Genomic DNA, 16960 nt, shown 5'->3' with positions numbered 1-16960 from the left:
CTTTTGCGCCGGGCCTCTTCCTCGCTCGTTCCTCGCTCGTCGAACCCGGCTACGGCGCCCAGGCCGGCCGCGCCGGATCGGTGGGGTCCACCTCGTCCTGCGCCCATGCCTCGGCGAGCGCGTCGGCGCCCTTGAGCCGCACCCAGGCCGCCTCGTTGGCGGTGATCGGGGTGGCCGCAAGGAACACCACCGGATCGGCCGGCGGGTCCAGTTCCAGGTCGCCGATATCGCTGGGGCCCAACAGGAATGCGCTGAACACTCCCGAGCCCGGCGGCGACTCCCATAGTGCGGCGCCGACGTCGATCAGCGCGCCGGAGCGCAGCACCACCCCTTCGACGGCCGGGGTCGCGGCCAGCAGCGCGACCGCCCGCGCCAGCCCCCTGGTGGGGACGCCGGCGCGCAATCGGACCACCACTTCGGCGCGTGGGCCGCGCACCGAATCCGCCACCGCCGCACCGGGATCGGCCATCGGATACTTCGAACAGCCCACCGAGACGTAGTGCAGCAGGTTCTCCGGATCGGGACCGAATCGCTGGATGGCGATGGGCTCCAGACCCAGGAACGTGACGCTCGCCTGGTCCGGATCCTGCCCGAAGTGCGCCCGCAGATGCGCCCTGACCCGCGCGAGGACGTCCACGTCAGCGCATCATGACGGCGGGATGGACAGATTCACCCCGGTGTCGGCGTCGAACACCGCGAGTTTCGAGGTGTCCAAAGCCAATTCGACCTGCGCGCCGGTGACGGCCGCCGAGTCCGCGGACAGTCGCGCGACGAAACTCTCGCCGCCGCCGTTCTCCAGCTCGGCCAGCTGCGCCGCCCGCGCGGCGCCCGCGCCGGGGGTGTGGAAGTGCAGGTACTTGTCCGCGCCGAGGGATTCCACCCGGTCGGCGGCGACGGTGAACGTCAGCGCCTGAATCCGCTGGTACCCGTCGATCAGGGCGGCGTCCTCGAAGTGCTCGGGACGGATCCCGACGATCACATTGCGCGGAGTCGGGTGCTGCTCAACGATTTTCATCTGGTCCGGGGTGAGGGTGATCTCACCGACGGCCAGTTCGACGCCGACCTCGGTGAGCTTGGCCGGGAAGAAGTTCATCGCCGGGGAGCCGATGAAGCCGGCGACGAACAGGTTGGCCGGCCGTTCGTAGAGTTCGGTCGGGGATCCGATCTGCTGGGCGACGCCACCGAGCATCACCACCACCCGGTCCCCGAGGGTCATCGCCTCGGTCTGGTCATGGGTGACGTAGACGGTGGTGGTGCCGAGGCGCTGCTGCAGCGCCGCGATCTCGCCGCGCATCTGCACGCGCAACTTCGCGTCCAGATTCGACAGCGGCTCATCCATCAGGAACGCCTTGGGGTTTCGCACGATCGCCCGCCCCATCGCCACCCGCTGCCGCTGGCCACCGGAAAGCTGGGCGGGGCGGCGGTCGAGCAGTTCGGTCAGTCCGAGGATGCGCGCGGTGTCATCGACCTTGGCGGCGATCTCCTCCTTGCCCAACTTGGCCAACGTCAGCGGGAACGCGATGTTCTGCCGAACGGTCATATGCGGGTATAGCGCATACGACTGGAACACCATCGCGATGTCGCGATCCTTGGGCGCCTTCTCGTTGACCCGCTCACCGTCGATGAGCAGATCCCCGGAGCTGATGTCGTCCAGGCCCGCGATCATGTTCAGCGTGGTGGATTTCCCGCAGCCCGACGGGCCCACCAGGATCAGGAACTCGCCGTCGGCGATGGTCAGCGACAGGTCGCGGACCACTTCCCGCACGCCGTCCCCGTCGGGATAGCTCTTGGTCACATGCGAGAGCACAATCTCTGCCATCGCTACCCTTTCACCGCGCCGGAGGTCAGTCCGGCGACGATCCGCCGCTGGAATATCAGAACAAAGATGATGATCGGGACCGTGATGACCATCGCGCCGGCGGCGATGGACCCGGTCGGCTCCTCGAACTGCGAGCTGCCGGTGAAGTTCGCGATCGCCACCGGGGCGGTGATGGACCGCTCCGTGGCCGTCAGCGACAGGGCCAGCAGCAGGTCGTTCCAGGCGAAGATGAACACCAGGATCGCGGCGGTGACGATGCCCGGGGCGGCCAGCGGCGCGATCACCCGGCGGAACGCCTGCGCCGGGGTGGCGCCGTCCATCTTGGCGGCCTTCTCCAGCTCCCACGGGATCTCCCGGAAGAACGCCGAGAGCACGTAGATCGCCAGCGGCAGCGCGAAGGTGATGTAGGGGATGATCAGGCCGAGCCAGGTGTCGAACAACCCGATCTGGCGCCACATGTTGAACAGCGGCGTCACCAGCGAGATCTGCGGGAACATCGCGATCAGCAGTGCCATCCCGATCAGCAGTTTCTTGCCACGGAATTCTAACCGGGCCACCGCGTAGGCGGCCATCCCGCCGATCAGCACGGCGACGACGGTGGTGATCAGCCCGACGCCGAGCGAGTTGATCAGCGCCGACCCGAATCCCGATCCGCCGGCGAAGATCGACTTGTAGTTGTCGAAGGTGATCGAGGTCGGGATCAGTTTGCCGTCCTTGACCGACGAGGTCGGTTTCAGCGACAGCGACAGGATCCACAGCACCGGCAGCAGCGCGTAGATCAGCACCAGGATGTTGACGATCGACCAGCCGGCCACCCGGGCCGGGGCAACGTTGCGGCTCATCGGTTGGCCTCGGTATCCGCACCCGGCGCGGCGGCCCCGAAGAGCTTGATGAAAATGAACGCGATCAGCGCGACGCACAGGAACACCAGCACGCTGATCGCCGACCCGAGGCCCAGCGAGAAGCCCTTGAACAGGTTGTCGTACCCCAGGATCGACACCGACGCGGTGCCGTTGGACCCGCCGGTGAGCACGTAGATGTTGTCGAAGATCCGGAACGCGTCCAGGGTGCGGAACAGCAGCGCAACCAGGATCGCCGGTTTCATCAGCGGCAGGATCACCCGGAACAGCCGCTGCCAGGCGCCGGCGCCGTCGACCTGCGCGGCGCGCAGCAGATCGTCGGGCACCAGTGCCAGCCCGGCCAACAGCAGCAGCGCCATGAACGGGGTGGTCTTCCACACTTCGGCGAGCACCACCACGGCCAGCGAGGGCCACTGCTCGGTCAGCGGGGCGGTCCCGTCGGGCAGCAGGTTGGCGAGGTACCCGGTGCCCGGTGTCCAGGCGTAGTACCAGCTGTAGGACGCCGCGACGGTCACGATGCCGTACGGGATCAGGATCGCGGTGCGGATGGCGCCGCGGCCGAAGATGGTGCGGTGCATGACCAGCGCCAGCGCCAGGCCGAGCACCAGCTCGATGGCCACCGACACCACGGTGATCACGGTCGTCACACCCAGCGCCGACCACCAGTAGCCGTCGGTGAGCACCGTGACGTAGTTGCCCAGGCCGACGAAGTGCTGGTCGTCGGGCATGGCCAGGTTGTAGTTCTGCAGGCTCAGCCACACCGCGTACAGGATCGGGTAGGCGGTGACCAGCACCATCAGCGCCACTGCCGGGGAGATCAGCCAGTAGGCCAGCCGACGCTGGGCCTTGCGGTCATCGGTGCGCGGCGGCGCCTGCGCGGTCATGGGATCAGCCCCTTCCCGTCGATCGCCTTCTGCGCCTGGGCGGCGATTTCGTCGGCGGTGCGCTCCGGATCGATGTCGCGCACCGGCGCGAGAGTGGCCGACAACCGCATCGACAGCGCCTGGTAGGCCGGGGTGGCCGGGCGGATGGCCGCGGTCGCCAACTGGTCCCGGATGATCGCGTACTGCGGGTAGGTGGCCTGGAACGCCGGATCGTCATACAGCGACGTGCGCACCGCGGGCAGCCCGCCCTCCACCGAGGTCAGCCACTGGTTCTTCGCGCTGCGGATGCAGCGCACCGCCTCGAACGCCTCGGCGCGGTGCTGGGTGGTCGCCGCGACGGCCAGGTTCAGCCCGCCGAGGGTGACCCGGGCGGGTTCCCCGTCGACGACGCCGGGATACGGCGCGAACCCGAACACCTGCTGGCTCTGGGTGTAGGCGGAGGCGAACTGCTCATCGGTCGGCGAGAAGCTGCCGACCTCGTTGATGGCGCTGGCCAGGCTGGGGTCGTCGTCCAGCGGCAGGAAGTCCACACCGCCCTTGATCGCGTTCTCCAGCATCGAGGGCAGCACGAACGGCCAGTTCACCTCCAGCGCGGCGTTGCCCTGCTCCAGCGCCAGCCGGGCGGTGCCCTCGTCGGTCTGGGTGATCGACGGGTCCGCGCCCGGCGCCGTGGCGACGTCCTTCATGATCTGCAGCGCCCGGACGGTGGCCGCCCGGTGTTCCGGGGTGTCGGTCAGCGTGACGGTCTTGCCGTCCTCGGACAGCACCGAGCCACCGGCGCTGGTCAGCAGCGTGTTGAACCACACCACCAGGCCCTCGTACTGCTTGGCCTGCACCGCGATCCAGCTGGGGCCGCCCTCCCGGTAGAGCCGGCCGGCCTCGGTCAGCATCCCGTCCCAGGTCGCCGGGGGCGCCGCCATCAGGTCGGCGCGGTACCAGAGCAACTGGGTGTTGGTGGTGACCGGCGCGGCGAACAGCTTGTCGTTCCAGGTCGCCGAGGCCAGCGGACCCTCCAGGGTGTCGGTCCGGGCGTCCTGCTCGGCCAGCCCGGCCGGATCGTCGGACAGCGGCAGCACCCAACCGGCCTCCGCGAACTCGGCGGTCCAGACCACGTCGATGGCCATGATGTCCAGGCTGTGGTCATTGCCGGTCACCCGTCGGGCCAGTTGCAGGCGCTGGTCGTCGGCGCCCTTGGGCAGCGCCATCTGGCGCAGCGTGAACCGGTCGCCGAACTCCTCGTTGCAGCGGTTGGCCACCGCGGTGAAGGTCGCGGTCTCACTGGCCGGGGTGTAGAAGCTGATCACCAGGCCGTCGTCGCCGGACGCGCAGCCGCTGAGCGTCGACGCCACCGTCACCGCCGCCAAGGCGCAGGCGCCCGCGCGCCGACGCGCCCGCACACCGAACCGCTGTCCCAGCGTCGCTGTCCCCAACGGTCGCACCGCCTCCCGACTCGCTCACAGGCCTGTTCAGGCCAGAACGCTAGAGGGCTGGTGTGGGCCGCGCAACACTCGGGTCGCCCCGGCGCGTCCTTTAGATGCTCAGACGGGCGAGCATGTCACGGGCGCGTTCGGCGTTCTGCGGGTCGCACAGCACGTCGTAGCGTCCGGCGACCAGCTGCATGGTCGAACTGAAATCGCGGGTGCCGCGGGCCATCGCGTAGGGCACCGCCGAGGTGATCAGGCCGAACACCACTCCGGCGAGCACGCCGGCGGTCAGCGATCCGGCCAGGTTGTTGCTGAAGATGCCCAGCACCAACCCGATGAACACACCCAGCCAGGCGCCGGTGAGCACCCCACCGCCGAGCACCTTCGGCCAGGTCAGCCGGCCGGTCACCCGCTCGACCTGCATCAGGTCGACACCCACGATGGTCACCTGCTGGACCGGGAACTGCTGGTCGGACAGGTAGTCGACGGCCTTCTGCGCCTCCGCGTAGGTGGGATAGGAGCCGATCGGCCAGCCGCGGGGCGGAGTCGGCAACCCCACCGGGGCGCGGCGGGATCCACCGGGGCCGCCCGGGGCGGCGCCCATCGGCGAGCCGGATTGAAAAGGACTGGTCATCGCCGCCCATTGTCCTGCATACCCAGCCGAATGTCACAGTGACCCGCGCAACCCGCCGCGGCGCGCCGGGCGGGGATAATGACGCCCATGACGTTTCCGCATCCGCCGTCCGGCCATCCGCAGGACCCCGCATCGCAACCGCCGCAGGGTTTCGCGCCGGTGGAGTACCCGGCGGTGGAGTACCCGGCGACGGACTATCCGGGCGACGCCACCCAGATCGCCCCGCCGGCGTACAACCCGTCGTCCTACCCGCAGCAGGCGCCGTTCGCGGCGCCGCCGTCGCACCCGCAGGGTCAGGTCGGGCCGTCGTACCCGCCGGGCTACGCCCCGCCGCCCATGCCGAGCCCCTACTACGGCGGCTACGACCCGTACGGCGCCCCGGGGGTCCCGATGGGAACCAACGGAAAGGCGATCGCCTCGCTGGTCTGCTCACTGCTCGGCCTGTTCTGCGGGATCACCTCCATCGTCGGGATCATCCTGGGTTTCCTCGGCATGAACGAGACCAAGCGCACCGGCCAGGACGGCTACGGCCTCGCGCTGGCCGGCACCATCATCGGCTTCCTGTGGATCGGCGTGTGGGTGCTCTACGTGCTGTGGGCGATCGTGATGGCCGCCAGTTTCGGCACCTCCGGCACCTGGACCTAGGCCGGCGGGACGAACCGCTCTCCGGTTCGCGCCATTGCGGCCGCGCGGCCCTTCCCGGCGATCACCAGCGCCATTTTGCGGCTGGCCTCGTCGAGCATCTCGTCGCCGAGCATCACCGCCCCGCGCGCGCCCCCGGCTTGGGAGGTGTGCCACGCGTAGGCGTCCAGAATCAGTTCGGCCCGGTCGTAGTCGGCCTGGCGGGGACTGAAGATCTCGTTGCCCGCGGCGATCTGGTCCGGGTGCAGCACCCACTTGCCGTCGTAGCCCAGCGCCGCCGACCGGCCGGCCACCCGGCGGAACGCCTCGACGTCGCGGACCTTGAGGTACGGGCCGTCGATCGCGGCGACGCCGTGGGCCCGCGCGGCGATCAGGATCGACATCAGCACGTGGTGGTAGGCGTCGCCGACGTCATAGCCCTCCGGCTGCTCCCCGACCACCAGGGTCCGGGTGTTCAGGCTGGCCATCATGTCGGCCGGCCCCAGCACCAGGGCCGCGACCCGCGGGTGCGCGGCGATCGCGTCGAGTTGGGTCAGTCCCCCGGCGGTCTCGATCTGCGCGTCGACGCCGATGCCCCGGACCGGCCGTCCGTGCCGGACCTCCAGCTGGTTCAGCAGCAGATCCAGCGCGTGGATGTGGCTGACCTCGGCGACCTTCGGCAGCACCACCACGTCGATCCGGCCGCCGGCGGCGAGCACCGGGTCGATGACCTCCATGACGTCCAGATACGTCCACGGGGTGGTCCAATCGTTGACCCGCACGCCCAGCAGCCCGACGTCGTCCCAGCCCGGTTCGGTAAGCGCGGCGGCCACCGTCTGCCGCGCGCCCGGTTTGGCGTCGACGGCGACGGCGTCCTCGAGGTCCAGGAAGATCTCGTCGGCGGCCAGCCCCTTGGCCTTGTCGATCATCTTGCGGCTGCTGCCCGGAACCGACAGGCAGGTGCGCCGCGGCCGCAGATAACGGTCGTCGTCGGCATTTCCGTGGGGTCGATACGCGCCGTTCACGGTTTCACTCATACCCTGTGACCTATGGCGGCGGTCAACAGGGTGTTCGCGGCGCAACTCGCCGGCCTGGTGGTGCTCGGCCCCGACGGTGAGTCGCTGGGCCGGGTGCGTGACGTGGTGATCAGCATGAGCATCGTCCGCCAGCAACCGCGGGTGCTGGGGCTGGTCATCGAGCTGCTCACCCGACGCCGGATCTTCGTGCCGATTCTGCGGATCACCGCGATCGAGCCGCACGCCATCACGCTCAACACCGGGACGGTGTCGCTGACCCGGTTCTCCCAGCGGCCCGGTGAGGTGTTGGTGCTCGGGCAGGTGCTCGACACCCGGGTGCGGGTCGACGATCCCGAGCTGCCGGAACTGGCCGCGGTCGACTCCACCGTGGTGGATCTGGGCCTGGAGCAGAACCGGGCCCGGGACTGGATGGTGAACCGGGTGGCGGTGCGCAGCTACCGGCGGCTGCGGCGCAACTCTCTGCACGTGGTGAGCTGGCAGAACGTCCACGGCCTGACCCCGTCGGGGCTGGCGATGCCGGACCAGGGCGTGGCGCAGCTGCTGCACCAGTTCGAGGGCCGAAAGCCGATCGAGGTCGCCGACGCGGTGCGCGACCTGCCCGCCAAGCGCCGCGTGGAGGTGATCAACGCCCTCGACGACGAGCGGCTCGCCGACATCCTGCAGGAGCTTTCCGAGGACGAGCAGACCGAACTGCTGCTGACCCTGCCGACCGACCGCGCCGTCGCGGTGCTCGAGGAGATGGACCCCGACGACGCCGCCGACCTGCTCGGCGTGCTGAACCCGACGTTGGCCGAGAAGCTGTTGACCCGGATGGACCCGGAGGACTCCGACCCGGTCCGGCGGCTGCTCTCGCACTCCCCGGACACCGCCGGCGGTCTGATGACGACGAACCCGGTGACGATGAACCCCGACACCACCGTCGCCGAGGCGCTGGCCCGGGTGCGCGACCCGGACCTGACCCCCGCCCTGGCGTCGCTGGCGTTCGTCGTCCGCTCCCCCACGGCCACCCCGACCGGACGTTATCTGGGCTGTGTCCACCTACAGCGGCTGCTGCGCGAACCGCCGGCCGAACTGGTCGGCGGTCTGCTCGACAACGAGATGCCGACCCTGTCACCCGGGCAGTCACTGACCTCGGTGACCCGCTATTTCGCGGCCTACAACCTGGTCTGCGGGCCGGTGATCGACGCCGAGGGCCACCTGCTGGGCGCGGTGTCGGTCGACGATCTACTCGACCACCTACTCCCGACCGACTGGCGCGCCAGCGACGACCCCGAGATGGCGTCGTGAGCCCCCGCAGGCTGGATCAGCCGCGCATTTCGCGCGGACCCCGGCTGCCGACGCTCAACATGGACACCGAGGCGGTCGGCCGGGTCAGCGAATCGGTGGCCCGGTTCCTGGGCACCGGCCGCTACCTGATGTGGCAGACCATCTTCGTGATCGTCTGGATCACACTGAACCTCGCCGCGGTCAGCCTGCGCTGGGATCCGTACCCGTTCATCCTGCTGAATCTGGCGTTCTCCACCCAGGCCGCCTACGCCGCACCGCTGATCCTGCTGGCCCAGAACCGGCAGGAGAACCGGGACCGGGTGTCGCTGGAGGAGGACCGCCGCCGCGCCGCCCAGACCAAGGCCGACACCGAGTTCCTGGCCCGCGAACTCGCCGCGTTGCGCGTCGCGATCGGCGAGGTGGCCACCCGTGACTACCTGCGCCGCGAGCTCGAGGAGCTGCACGAGCGCCTGGACGCGCTGACGCCACCCTCGGATCCCGGGTCCACCGCGCCCGTCGCGCACGTGCCGCCCCGCAAGAAGCGCCGCAAGAAGCCCAGGCCGGTCGAGCAGCCGCTGGCGGAGTCCGTCGAAGGGGATTAGCGCCGGTTCGGCGAATGATCCTGGTTCCGCTTCGGGAAGCGAAGCCGCGCCAGCGTGCGCTCGGGTTCGGATTCAGGCGCGAAGGTACAGCCAGGTTCGGATTCAGGCGCGAGGGTGCAGCCAGGTTCACCCCCTCCTGGGGAAACGCGAACCTCAGTGCACGCTCACGGCGAATCCCGGACGTCGGTGCCCGCTCAGTGGCAACGAACCCGCTGAGCCATACTGCGGGCCAACCGCCGTTCAAGCGGGAAGCTCATGAGGGGCGCCCGCGGCTGCTCGGTGTTGATTTAAGGGCTACCCGGTGTGAGACGCGCGTTACTGGAATGTGACCATTGTGGCGACAGCTGCCTACTGAGTCGGTAAGGTGACGCTGTTCACAGGTTTTGACGCCGGGTTTCTGCCCGGCACGAACGCGAGGACAGTCGAGTGCGTATTTGGGGCCGCAAGGGCGCAGCACCGTCCCCGTCGGGCCCCGATGCGATCGACACCGCGGATGTGACCTCCTACACCGGCAACGCCGAGACCGACGAGACCACCGCCGTGGAAGCTCTGGAGCCCGTCGCCGAAGTGGACGACACCACCGTCATCGAGACCGTTGAGGACGATGAAGTCATCAAACCCGAAGCTGAGACCGACGAAACCGTCGTCATCGAAGCTGTCGAGCCCGAGGTGCTCGAGCCGGCGTACGCCGAGGCCGACGAAACCGTCGAACTCACAGCCGTCGGCGAGCTCGACGACACCGACCAGCTCGAAGACACCGACGAACTGACCGAGCCGGAGCTGGTCGACGCCGGTGTGTACGAGCGCAAGCCCAAGCGGTTCCTGCGCCCGCTGGCCGGCGCCGCGGTGCTCACCCCCCTGATGCTGGCCGCCGCCGTGGCGGGCAGTGGCCCGCCGCTGCCCGGTCAGGCCCCCGCGATCGGCGTGGACATCAGCCCGATGGCCGCGGTGATGCCGGCGCCGCCGGACCTCACCGTCGGACCGAGCGTCGTCTCGGTGGCCAAGGCTCCGGAGACGTTCAACTTCGCGACCAAGGCGATTTCCGCGCCTCCGCCCGCGGTGGTGATGGCCGCCATCGGATCGCTGCGCATCCCGGCGATCTCGCTGGACTCCTACCGCAACGCCGAAGCGATCATGGCCCAGTCCGCCCCGAACTGTGGAGTGAGCTGGAACCTGCTCGCCGGTATCGGCAAGATCGAGTCGGGGCACGCCAGCAGCGGAGCGACCGACCGCGCCGGCACCACGGTGAACCCGATCTACGGCCCGACCCTGGACGGTTCGCTGGCCGGCAACGAGGTCATCGTGCAGAGCGTCACCTCCGGCCGGGTGGTCTACGCCCGCGCCATGGGTCCGATGCAGTTCCTGCCCGGCACCTGGTCGCGGTATGCCTCCGACGGCAACAGCGACGGTGTCGCCGATCCGCAGAACGTCTACGACGCCTCCCTCGCCGCAGCCCGCTACCTGTGCAGCGGCGGGATGAACCTGCGGGACCAGAGCCAGGTCGTCACCGCGATCCTGCGCTACAACAACTCGATGGCCTACACCCAGAACGTGCTGGGCTGGTCGGCCGCCTACGCCACCGGCGTGGAGCCGGGCGAGTTGCCCGCCATCGGCGCGGACACGCACAACATCACGCCGCGGACCGCCGATCAGCACCTGGCCGAAGCGGCCACCCGCGGCCTCGGCCCCGATATGAACGACGATGGCGAGACCATCGATCCGCTGGCCAACCAGCATTCCGCCGTCGCCAACCAGATGGTGGTGCCGCCGGGACCCGCCCAGGAGGGCGAGGAGTCCCCGGTCGTCGGTCGTTGCGCGGTCTTCTGCCTGGAGAACAGCGTCGCCACGCCGGCCGCGGTGAATCCGGCCGCCGAGCAGATCAATCCGATGGCCCCGCCGGCCCCGTTCAACCCGTTCGCGCCCGCCGCCCCGGCGCCGGCCCCGTTCAACCCGTTCGCACCGGCGGCGCCCGCACCGGCCCCGGCGGCTCCGGCCCCCGCCATTCCCGCGCCTGCTGCCCCCGCACCCGCCGCCCCGGCGCCCACAGCTCCGGCCGCCCCGGCGAACACGGCGCCGGCGAACACCGCGCCGGCCCTCGGGCCCGCGCCCGGCCCCGCCAACTAAGGGCCCGTCGACGTCCATCCGGGCGCAGATAGACTCGGACGCAATATGTCTGATTCCGCGCGCACCGAAGATGATCTGACCGCCGCCATCCGATCGGCGCTGACCAAGGTCATCGACCCCGAGTTGCGGCGACCCATCACCGACCTGGGCATGGTCAAGAGCATCGAGGTGCGCGCGGACTCCAGCGTCCACGTCGAGATCTACCTGACCACCGCGGCCTGCCCGAAGAAGTCCGAGATCTCGGAGAAGGTGACCCAGGCGGTCGCCGACGTGCCGGGCACCGGCGCGGTCACCGTCGGCCTGGACGTGATGAACGACGAGCAGCGCGCCGAGCTGCGCAAGCAGCTGCGCGGCGACTCCCCCGAGCCGGTGATCCCGTTCGCCCAGCCCGGCTCACTGACGCGGGTCTACGCGGTGGCCTCCGGCAAGGGCGGCGTCGGAAAGTCCAGCGTCACGGTCAATCTGGCGGCCGCGCTGGCCGCCCGCGGACTGTCCGTCGGGCTGCTCGACGCCGACATCTACGGGCATTCCGTGCCGCGAATGATGGGCACCAACGACCGACCCACCCAGGTCGATTCGATGATCGTGCCGCCGGTGGCCCACGAGGTGAAGGTCATCTCCATCGCCCAGTTCACCCAGGGCAACACCCCTGTGGTGTGGCGCGGCCCGATGCTGCACCGCGCGCTGCAGCAGTTCCTGGCCGACGTGTACTGGGGTGACCTGGATGTGTTGCTGATGGATCTGCCGCCGGGCACCGGTGACGTGGCGATCTCCATCGCGCAGTTGGTCCCGAACGCCGAGATCATCGTGGTGACCACCCCGCAGTTGGCCGCCGCCGAGGTCGCCGAGCGGGCCGGCGCGATCGCCATCCAGACCCGTCAGCGCATCGCCGGCGTGGTGGAGAACATGGTCGACAGCCCGACGCTGAAGATGTTCGGCGAAGGCGGTGGCCGGCAGGTCGCGGAGAATCTGACCCGCACCGTCGGCGCCGACGTTCCCTTGCTCGGCCAGGTGCCGCTGGATCCGCGGCTGGTCGCCGCCGGCGACGACGGCGTGCCCCTGGCGCTGTCCGCGCTCGATGACGGCGCCGGCGCCGAACTCAATCGGGTCGCCGACAAGCTGGCCTCCAAGAAGCGCGGGCTGGCCGGCATGTCGCTGGGGCTGGACACCACCCGCCACCTCTGAATCACACGTCTCACATCAGGTGGCGTCGGGGTCGAACCGCGGCGCGGCAGGTTTGGCCGGTCCGTCGCCGTCGTCGTCCGCAGGTGGCGTCAACGGCATGGCCGCGGTGGGCACTGCGGGCGCGGCAGGCACCGCCGAACCGATCGGCGGCCCGTCCAGCGGCTCGGTCAACGCCTTCAGGACGGATTCGTCACCGTCGAGCAGGTGCTTGGTGATCGCCGCCCGCGGTGTCATCCCGCGCAGTTTGTTCAGCTCTCCCAGCGGCTCGCGCAGATCGTCGAACTCCGGTCCGAGGTCCTGCCGGATCTGGGTGGTGGCGTTGTTCAGGTAGTCGCGGGCTTGGCGCAGCGCGCCGGAGGTCCATCGGATGGCGCCCGGCAGCCGCTCCGGGCCGAGCACCACGAGGCCGATGAGCACCAGCAGCATCATCTCGCCCCAGCCGACGTTGGCGAACATCTCAGCTACCCGGTCGCGGTTCCAGATCCGATACCGGGGTGATCTCCATGGTCACCGGGCGGCCGTCGCGGATCACTTCGATCTCGGTCGGCTCGCCGATCGCCAGGCCCAGTTCCGCGACGATGAACTCCTCGGCGTCGGCGATGGTTCGCCCGCCGAGCTTGACCACCACGTCGTTCTCCTGGACCCCGGCGGCGGCGCCCGGGCCGGTGGTGGACACGTTGACCACCATGGCGCCCTCGGCCAGGTCCTTGCTGGCCGACTTGGTGTTCAGCCCCAGGTTGGGGTGAGCGGCCTTGCCGTCGCGGATCAGTTCCTCGGCGATGGACTTCACCTGGTTGACCGGCACCGCGAAGCCCAAGCCGCTGGCGCTGTCCGACAGTGACTTTCCGGCGGTGTTGATGCCGATCACCTCGGAGTTCATATTGATCAGCGGGCCACCGGAGTTGCCGTGGTTGATCGAGGCGTCGGTCTGCACCGCGTTGATGACGGTGGGGGTGTCACCGTCACCGGGCAGCGGCACCGGGCGGTTCAGCGCGCTGATGATGCCGTGCGTCACGGTGCTGCGCAGGCCCAGCGGGGCGCCGGCGGCGATGACTTCCTCACCGACCACCAGGTCGTCGGAGTTGCCCAGTCGGGCCACAGTCAGGTTGTCGACGTTGTCGACCTTGAGCACCGCCAGGTCGGTCTTGGGGTCCCGGCCGACCAGGTTGGCGGGCACGGTCTTCTTGTCATTGAAGACGACGGTGATCTTGTACTGCCCCGGGTTGGTGGCGGCGTCGGCGATCACGTGGTTGTTGGTGACGATGTAACCCAGCCCGTCGATCACGACGCCGGAGCCCTGGGCGCCGGAGCTGGTCTCCTTGTTCATCACCTCGATGGTGACGACCGAGTCGGCGACCGAGGCGGCCACCGCCGCGAACTCCCCGCGGTCGGTGATCTCGTTGTCGTTGGTCTTCAGGGTGACCTTGGAGGTGGTGAACGCCTGCACGGTTTCGGCGGTCTTGCGGCCGACCACACCGCCGAGTACACCGATCACCAACGCGATCAGCGCCAGCACGACGAGCGCCCGGACGGACACCCGGGAGCCGAACAGCACCTCGCGCACCCCGAGCTTTCCGGTCGGCGCGGGACTGGTGGTCACGACGGTCTGCGCCACCGCCGGGGAACCCAGCGACGGGGCGGCGTCGGGGTCGCGCCAGGGGTCGGCGAACTCTTCGGCGTCGCTGTCACGCTCCTCTTCCAGGGCGCGGGCGTCGACGGGATGACGCTGCAGCGAATCCCCGCCCGGGTGCGGCCGTCCGAACGCCTGGGCCAGCACCGGGTCCGGCGGCTGGTCCGTCGGCTGGAACTCGTCGCTCTCCTGGAACCGGCGCGCCCGGACGTCCTTGGCAATGAACGGGCCTTGCACACCCTGGGGCCGGCCGAAGGTGCGGCGGGACGCCTCGTCGACCGGGGGCCGGGACACCGGCCGCGGCGCCAATCGGGGCCCGTTGGGACCCTGGCCGGGATGATCCTGGTTCGAACTCAACTGGATTCCTGTTCTGCGCTACCTGCGACGCGGCTGGTCAGGGAAAAACCTTCGGTTGCGTCGGGTCCACCCTACCGGCGGTTGTCGCAGCGTCCTGACGTCTATCGACGTCGGCCCGGATTGCGTCGTGGATCGTCGTCGCCGGGCGTGTGGCCCGAAGAATCCTGAATCAGGTCGTCGGGCGGCACCGGCGGGGCCAGCGGGATCTTGGACAGCATGCCCAGCAGCGTGCTGGGGGCAGTGATGGGGTTGGAGTCGCGCAGCGCCGAGCGGGCCTGCCGCTGCGCCTCGACCTCGGCGGTGCACTGCGGGCACAGCGACAGATGCTGGTTGGCCCGGACCTGCGCGCCCATCGGCAGCTCACCGTCGACATAAGCCGCCAGCGCCTCCGTCGACAGGTGTTCGGTGGAGCCGAAGCGGCGTGGGCCGGGGGCGTTGGGGACCGGCTGGAATCCGAGGTGGGCGCCGTGACTGGGCAGCCAGGAGGCGATGCGACGGAAGAACCGTCCCTGCTCGTCCATCCCGACTCCTCTTCCGGTGTGCGTCCACGCCGTATCGAGGGTAGCGCGCAGCGCGCCGGCAATCACGGAAGTCCGCCCGGTGGTCAGGCGGCGCCGCCGACGGCGGAACGTCCGGAGTTCGCGGCCAAGTGGTCGCGGATGGCCTGGCGTCCGCGGTGGATCCGGCTGCGCACGGTGCCGAGTTTGATGCCCAGCGTCGCGCCGATCTCCTCGTAGGAAAAACCTTCGATGTCACAGAGCACCACGGCGGCGCGGAACTCCGGCGCCAGCGAATCCAGCGCGGCCTGTAGGTCGGCCTCCAGCCGGGCGTCGTGGTAGATCTGCTCCGGATCGGGGTCGTTGGCCGGCACCCGGTCGTAGTCCTCGGGCAGCGCCTCCATCCGGATCCGGGCGCGGCGGCGCACCATGTCCAGGAACAGGTTGGTGGTGATGCGGTGCAGCCAGCCTTCGAAGGTGCCGGGCTGGTAGTTCTGCAGCGAGCGGAACACCCGGATGAAGGTTTCCTGGGTCAGATCCTCGGCGTCCTGCGGGTTGCCGGACAGTCGGTAGGCCAACCGGTAGACGCGGTCGGCGTGCTGGCGGACCAGCTCGTCCCACGACGGCATGGCCGCCTTGTCGCCGGTGGCGTCGAATACCGCCGTGCCCGACGGCTGGTCGGACGTCTCGATCCAGGTGTCGCCATAGTCCTGTTCCAAACCGGACATGGTCACCGGGGCTGCGATGGTCGTTGTCATCTCCTGACCGCTCTCGGAGCAATCCCCCACCCGCGCGTCCATTGCGCGCACGATCGGTTGCTCGACCATGGCAACACCCGGAAGCACGGCGGTATTCCGTTGCTCTCGGGGCGTCGGGACAACTGCGCGGTCGGTCATGCTCAATACCGTGGTGCATCGGCGTGTGGGGGCTGTGTGAGGACAATGTGGCCAACCTGAGAAAGCCGGCTAAAACGCGTTGAGCTGCGGCGATCTGGCCGAATCCTCATAATTCCGTTACTTTGGGCTGGCGTGTCGGGACCGGTGCGCCGCCGATACCCGTACGCTCAGCGAACATGGGCAGCTCTCACGACTCCTCCAATCGTCCGGATCCATTGGACGCGCTGTTCGGGCCGCCTCCCAGCCGCAAGGCAGACCCCGAACCTCCGGTGGTTGAGCCGGAGCCGGAGCCGGTCATCGAGCAGGTCACCGTCGAGGCCGAGTCCGTCGAGCCGGAACCCGTCGAGGCCGAACCCGTCGAGCCGGAACCCGTGGTTACCGAGCCCGAGCCCGAGCCCGAACCCACGCTCGCCGATCCGGCGCCCGCGCCGCCGTCGGCCGCCGAGGCGATGCTCTACCACGCCGAGGGCTCGATCTCCGAGGACACCGTGTTGGGCGCGGTCCGCGAACGTGCGCACGACATCGGGGCCGGCGCGGTCAGCGCCGCGGCCGGCGCGCTGCTCAGCCTGCTGGCCCGGCTGTCCGGCGGCAAGGCCGTCGTCGAGGTCGGCACCGGCGTCGGGCTGTCCGGCCTGTGGCTGCTGTCCGGCATGCGCGCCGACGGCGTGCTGACCACCATCGACATCGAGCCCGAGTACCAGCGCATCGCCCGGCAGGCGTTCGTCGAAGGTGGGATCGGCCCGTCGCGCACCCGGCTGATCAGCGGCCGCGCCCAGGAGGTGCTGACCCGTCTGGCGGACGCGTCCTATGACCTGGTGTTCATCGACGGCGACCCCGCCGACCAGCCCGACTATGTGGCCGAAGGCATCCGGTTGCTGCGCCCGGGCGGGGTGATCGTGGTGCATCGCGCCGCTCTCGGCGGGCGCGCCGGGGACCCGAACGCGAACGACGCCACCGTCGCCGCAGTCCGCGAAGCCGCCCGGATGATCGCCGAGGACGAGCGGTTGGCGCCGGTGCTGATCCCGTTGAGCGACGGGATTCTGGCCGCGGCCCGGGAGCACGACACCGGCGCCGGCTGAGTCCGCAGCCGCGCTCACAGCAAGTTGTACGACTCTTCACGTGGG

The 16960-nt window shown here is 69.7% G+C and carries 17 protein-coding genes; 6 read left to right on the top strand and 11 right to left on the bottom strand.

Annotation, left to right across the window (positions count from 1 at the left end):
- Positions 1 to 49: 49 nt before the first annotated feature.
- The 6 genes from L2Z93_RS04605 to L2Z93_RS04580 form a co-directional block, all read right to left on the bottom strand.
- Positions 50 to 637, bottom strand: a complete 588-nt coding sequence (locus tag L2Z93_RS04605) for a suppressor of fused domain protein (protein ID WP_090586942.1) — start codon at positions 635 to 637, stop codon at positions 50 to 52.
- Positions 638 to 646: 9 nt separating this feature from the next.
- Positions 647 to 1819, bottom strand: coding sequence for an ABC transporter ATP-binding protein (locus L2Z93_RS04600; protein WP_090586945.1), 1173 nt, complete (start codon positions 1817 to 1819; stop codon positions 647 to 649).
- Positions 1820 to 1821: 2 nt separating this feature from the next.
- Complete coding sequence (locus tag L2Z93_RS04595; protein WP_090586948.1) at positions 1822 to 2661, bottom strand: carbohydrate ABC transporter permease; 840 nt, start codon at positions 2659 to 2661, stop codon at positions 1822 to 1824.
- Positions 2658 to 3563, bottom strand: coding sequence for a carbohydrate ABC transporter permease (locus tag L2Z93_RS04590; RefSeq protein ID WP_090586951.1), 906 nt, complete (start codon positions 3561 to 3563; stop codon positions 2658 to 2660). Before L2Z93_RS04590 ends, L2Z93_RS04595 begins: the two co-directional genes overlap by 4 nt.
- Positions 3560 to 4960, bottom strand: coding sequence for an extracellular solute-binding protein (locus tag L2Z93_RS04585; protein WP_090586954.1), 1401 nt, complete (start codon positions 4958 to 4960; stop codon positions 3560 to 3562). The genes L2Z93_RS04590 and L2Z93_RS04585 overlap by 4 nt, the downstream gene beginning before the upstream one ends.
- A 133-nt stretch (positions 4961 to 5093) precedes the next feature.
- Positions 5094 to 5621 (bottom strand): YflT domain-containing protein, encoded by a 528-nt coding sequence (locus tag L2Z93_RS04580; protein ID WP_090586957.1) that lies wholly within the window; start codon positions 5619 to 5621, stop codon positions 5094 to 5096.
- An 87-nt stretch (positions 5622 to 5708) separates the two neighbouring features.
- Between L2Z93_RS04580 and L2Z93_RS04575 the strand changes: the two genes are divergently transcribed.
- Positions 5709 to 6266, top strand: coding sequence for a DUF4190 domain-containing protein (locus L2Z93_RS04575; RefSeq protein ID WP_090586959.1), 558 nt, complete (start codon positions 5709 to 5711; stop codon positions 6264 to 6266).
- Here L2Z93_RS04575 and L2Z93_RS04570 read toward each other — a convergent pair.
- Positions 6263 to 7279 carry an HpcH/HpaI aldolase/citrate lyase family protein gene (locus L2Z93_RS04570; protein WP_090586962.1) on the bottom strand — a complete coding sequence of 339 codons (1017 nt, stop codon included), beginning with the start codon at positions 7277 to 7279 and terminating at the stop codon, positions 6263 to 6265. The two genes, L2Z93_RS04575 and L2Z93_RS04570, sit on opposite strands and share 4 nt — an antisense overlap.
- 12 nt (positions 7280 to 7291) lie before the next feature.
- Between L2Z93_RS04570 and L2Z93_RS04565 the strand changes: the two genes are divergently transcribed.
- The 4 genes from L2Z93_RS04565 (at position 7292) to L2Z93_RS04550 (ending at position 12456) form a co-directional block, all read left to right on the top strand.
- Positions 7292 to 8566, top strand: a complete 1275-nt coding sequence (locus tag L2Z93_RS04565) for a magnesium transporter MgtE N-terminal domain-containing protein (protein WP_090586964.1) — start codon at positions 7292 to 7294, stop codon at positions 8564 to 8566.
- The gene (locus tag L2Z93_RS04560) at positions 8563 to 9147 is read left to right on the top strand and encodes a DUF1003 domain-containing protein (protein ID WP_234786033.1); all 585 of its coding nucleotides are present in this window, start codon (positions 8563 to 8565) and stop codon (positions 9145 to 9147) included. The genes L2Z93_RS04565 and L2Z93_RS04560 overlap by 4 nt, the downstream gene beginning before the upstream one ends.
- Positions 9148 to 9573: 426 nt before the next feature.
- Positions 9574 to 11271 (top strand): lytic transglycosylase domain-containing protein, encoded by a 1698-nt coding sequence (locus L2Z93_RS19285; RefSeq protein WP_264000683.1) that lies wholly within the window; start codon positions 9574 to 9576, stop codon positions 11269 to 11271.
- Between the two features lie 45 nt (positions 11272 to 11316).
- Positions 11317 to 12456, top strand: coding sequence for an Mrp/NBP35 family ATP-binding protein (locus L2Z93_RS04550; protein ID WP_090589332.1), 1140 nt, complete (start codon positions 11317 to 11319; stop codon positions 12454 to 12456).
- Between the two features lie 15 nt (positions 12457 to 12471).
- On the opposite strand, the gene tatB is transcribed toward L2Z93_RS04550, so the two are convergent.
- From tatB to sigE, 4 genes are all read right to left on the bottom strand, one after another.
- Positions 12472 to 12912 carry a Sec-independent protein translocase protein TatB gene (gene tatB, locus L2Z93_RS04545; RefSeq protein ID WP_090589331.1) on the bottom strand — a complete coding sequence of 147 codons (441 nt, stop codon included), beginning with the start codon at positions 12910 to 12912 and terminating at the stop codon, positions 12472 to 12474.
- A gap of 1 nt (position 12913) precedes the next feature.
- Positions 12914 to 14443, bottom strand: coding sequence for a serine protease HtrA (gene htrA, locus L2Z93_RS04540; RefSeq protein ID WP_090589330.1), 1530 nt, complete (start codon positions 14441 to 14443; stop codon positions 12914 to 12916).
- Positions 14444 to 14544: 101 nt separating this feature from the next.
- Positions 14545 to 14964 (bottom strand): zf-HC2 domain-containing protein, encoded by a 420-nt coding sequence (locus tag L2Z93_RS04535; protein WP_109395662.1) that lies wholly within the window; start codon positions 14962 to 14964, stop codon positions 14545 to 14547.
- An 83-nt stretch (positions 14965 to 15047) separates the two neighbouring features.
- Positions 15048 to 15698 (bottom strand): RNA polymerase sigma factor SigE, encoded by a 651-nt coding sequence (sigE, locus tag L2Z93_RS04530; protein ID WP_370745842.1) that lies wholly within the window; start codon positions 15696 to 15698, stop codon positions 15048 to 15050.
- Positions 15699 to 16285: 587 nt separating this feature from the next.
- Between sigE and L2Z93_RS04525 the strand changes: the two genes are divergently transcribed.
- Positions 16286 to 16915 carry an O-methyltransferase gene (locus L2Z93_RS04525; RefSeq protein ID WP_090589384.1) on the top strand — a complete coding sequence of 210 codons (630 nt, stop codon included), beginning with the start codon at positions 16286 to 16288 and terminating at the stop codon, positions 16913 to 16915.
- Positions 16916 to 16960: the final 45 nt, after the last annotated feature.

The organism is Mycolicibacterium brumae (genome assembly GCF_025215495.1).
Classification (GTDB): Bacteria; Actinomycetota; Actinomycetes; order Mycobacteriales; family Mycobacteriaceae; genus Mycobacterium; species Mycobacterium brumae.
Note: the sequence above shows the minus strand (reverse complement) of the source record. Positions and strands in the feature narration are given on the sequence as shown.

Excerpts from the sequence above, each read along its gene's own strand:
- L2Z93_RS04565 (WP_090586964.1), top strand. The coding sequence starts at position 7,292 with ATGGCGGCGGTCAACAGGGTGTTCGCGGCGCAACTCGCCGGCCTGGTG.
- L2Z93_RS04535 (WP_109395662.1), bottom strand. The coding sequence starts at position 14,964 with ATGGACGAGCAGGGACGGTTCTTCCGTCGCATCGCCTCCTGGCTGCCC.
- L2Z93_RS04600 (WP_090586945.1), bottom strand. The coding sequence starts at position 1,819 with ATGGCAGAGATTGTGCTCTCGCATGTGACCAAGAGCTATCCCGACGGG.
- tatB (WP_090589331.1), bottom strand. The coding sequence starts at position 12,912 with ATGTTCGCCAACGTCGGCTGGGGCGAGATGATGCTGCTGGTGCTCATC.
- L2Z93_RS04590 (WP_090586951.1), bottom strand. The coding sequence starts at position 3,563 with ATGACCGCGCAGGCGCCGCCGCGCACCGATGACCGCAAGGCCCAGCGT.
- L2Z93_RS04580 (WP_090586957.1), bottom strand. The coding sequence starts at position 5,621 with ATGACCAGTCCTTTTCAATCCGGCTCGCCGATGGGCGCCGCCCCGGGC.
- L2Z93_RS04525 (WP_090589384.1), top strand. The coding sequence starts at position 16,286 with ATGCTCTACCACGCCGAGGGCTCGATCTCCGAGGACACCGTGTTGGGC.
- L2Z93_RS04550 (WP_090589332.1), top strand. The coding sequence starts at position 11,317 with ATGTCTGATTCCGCGCGCACCGAAGATGATCTGACCGCCGCCATCCGA.
- L2Z93_RS04575 (WP_090586959.1), top strand. The coding sequence starts at position 5,709 with ATGACGTTTCCGCATCCGCCGTCCGGCCATCCGCAGGACCCCGCATCG.
- L2Z93_RS04570 (WP_090586962.1), bottom strand. The coding sequence starts at position 7,279 with ATGAGTGAAACCGTGAACGGCGCGTATCGACCCCACGGAAATGCCGAC.
- sigE (WP_370745842.1), bottom strand. The coding sequence starts at position 15,698 with ATGACAACGACCATCGCAGCCCCGGTGACCATGTCCGGTTTGGAACAG.
- L2Z93_RS04595 (WP_090586948.1), bottom strand. The coding sequence starts at position 2,661 with ATGAGCCGCAACGTTGCCCCGGCCCGGGTGGCCGGCTGGTCGATCGTC.